The organism is Mycobacterium sp., from assembly GCF_049585075.1.
Taxonomy (GTDB): Bacteria; Actinomycetota; Actinomycetes; order Mycobacteriales; family Mycobacteriaceae; genus Mycobacterium.
Map to the genome: position 1 here is coordinate 1 of NZ_JBAUZA010000440.1, position 1,715 is coordinate 1,715.

Sequence of the window (1,715 nt, forward strand, 5' to 3'; positions counted from 1 at the left end):
GTACTGCCCGCGCAGAAGTTTCGCGATCTTGCTGAAACTTTCGAAGACGAGGAGCATCGGCGGTTCGGCCCGGCCGGCTTCGAAGGGGTGGTCGACAAAGTCGCCGATATCGAGAAAAGCCTCGGCATCTACGATCTGAGCCAGTTCACCCCAACGTGATATGCACTACGGCTTGTCCGACTTGGTCAGTTCGTTAGCCCACACAGACCGCGCGCCGGAGTCCCCGATACGGACGACCTGCACGATCGAGGCGACGCCCACCACGATCGCAAGGACCGCAACCGCCACGTTGGTCGTCATCGCTGGTTTGGCGGATCGGCTTTCACGCCACTGCACCAACGCCAACACGACGGCGACCACAAGCATCGCGATCGAGAAGTAAATCATCCATCCGCCTCGGTCGGCGTGGGTGTTCAAGATGTCACGATGATGGCTTTCGCGGTCGTATAGCCATTCGCCTGCCTCCGTGGTGATCGGCGTCAGCGCGGCGGTCACAATGGCAAAGGCGAGCACCAGCCAGGCCAGGCGCCGCCGCGCCGCCGGCCAAAGCGCGCACAGAATTTCCAGCAGCGCCGTCAACGGTGCCAACACCACCATGGCGTGCACCAGCAGCACGTGCGCGGGAAGTCCCGAGATCGTGGTCAACGTCAACATGTACTCCACTAGGTCGGTTGGTTACCGCGACTACTTCCTACACTGTGCCGGTGCGTCTCGTCTTCGCCGGCACCCCGGAACCCGCGCTGCCCGCCCTGCGCAGTCTCATCGACTCGCCACACCACGAGGTGATCGCGGTGCTGAGCCGACCCGACGCGGCCGCGGGACGCCGCGGGCATCCGGAGCCGTCACCGGTGGCCCGTTTCGCGCTGGAGCAGGGCATCCCGGTGCTGCGGCCGCAGCGGCCCAACACCGCGGAGTTCGTCGCCGAGTTGTCGGAGTTGGCGCCCGACTGCTGCCCGGTGGTGGCCTATGGAGCGCTGCTGCGTGACGAGTTGCTCGCGGTGCCGGCACACGGCTGGGTCAACCTGCACTTCTCGCTGCTGCCCGCCTGGAGGGGCGCGGCCCCGGTGCAGGCGGCGATCGCCGCGGGCGACACCGTCACCGGCGCGACGACTTTCCGGATCGAATCGGGCCTGGACTCCGGGCCGGTATACGGGGTGGTCACCGAGGCGGTGCGGCCGACCGACACCGCCGGGGATCTGCTTGGCCGGCTGGCGATTTCGGGTGCCGCACTGTTGTCAACCACCCTCGACGGCATCGCCGACGGGGCGCTGACGCCGGTGCCACAACCGGCCGACGGGGTCAGCATCGCGCCCAAGCTGACCGTCGAGGCGGCTCGGGTGCGTTGGGAACTGCCCGCCCAAGTCGTCGAGCGGCGAATCCGCGCGGTCACGCCCAACCCGGGCGCGTGGACTTTGATTGGTGACCTGCGGATCAAGCTCGGCCCGGTGCAAGTCGAGGCCGACGCATCGAACCTTCCAAAGCCGTTGTCGCCCGGTGATATTCACATCGATCGCCGCAGCGTGCGGATTGGCACCGGCTCGGAGCCGGTGCGGCTCGGTCAAGTCCAGCCGCCCGGCAAGAAGTTGATGAACGCCGTCGACTGGGCTCGGGGCGCGCGGCTGGATTCGGCGGTGAAAGCGTCATGACCCCACCCGAGGACAAGCCGCGACGCGGCCGACCGCAAGCGCGGTCGTCACAGCGTCCCAGGCCGCCGC

The 1,715-nt window shown here is 67.4% G+C and carries 2 protein-coding genes and 1 pseudogene; 2 read left to right on the plus strand and 1 reads right to left on the minus strand.

The features are described from left to right. Window positions 1-159: pseudogene (locus WB785_RS20960) on the plus strand (hemerythrin domain-containing protein); the annotation flags it as partial. Between the two features lie 6 nt (window positions 160-165). On the opposite strand, the gene WB785_RS20965 reads toward WB785_RS20960, so the two are convergent. Further along, window positions 166-654, minus strand: coding sequence for a DUF2231 domain-containing protein (locus tag WB785_RS20965; RefSeq protein ID WP_424081437.1), 489 nt, complete (start codon window positions 652-654; stop codon window positions 166-168). 50 nt (window positions 655-704) lie between these two features. Here WB785_RS20965 and fmt point away from each other — a divergent pair, with 50 nt between their 5' ends. Then, entirely contained in the window at window positions 705-1,646 is a 942-nt protein-coding gene (fmt, locus tag WB785_RS20970) for a methionyl-tRNA formyltransferase (RefSeq protein ID WP_424081435.1), read from the plus strand. Window positions 1,647-1,715: the final 69 nt, after the last annotated feature.

What these genes read in the sequence shown, in the direction of transcription:
- WB785_RS20965 (WP_424081437.1), bottom strand. Translation starts at nt 654, where the DNA reads ATGTTGACGTTGACCACGATCTCGGGACTTCCCGCGCACGTGCTGCTG.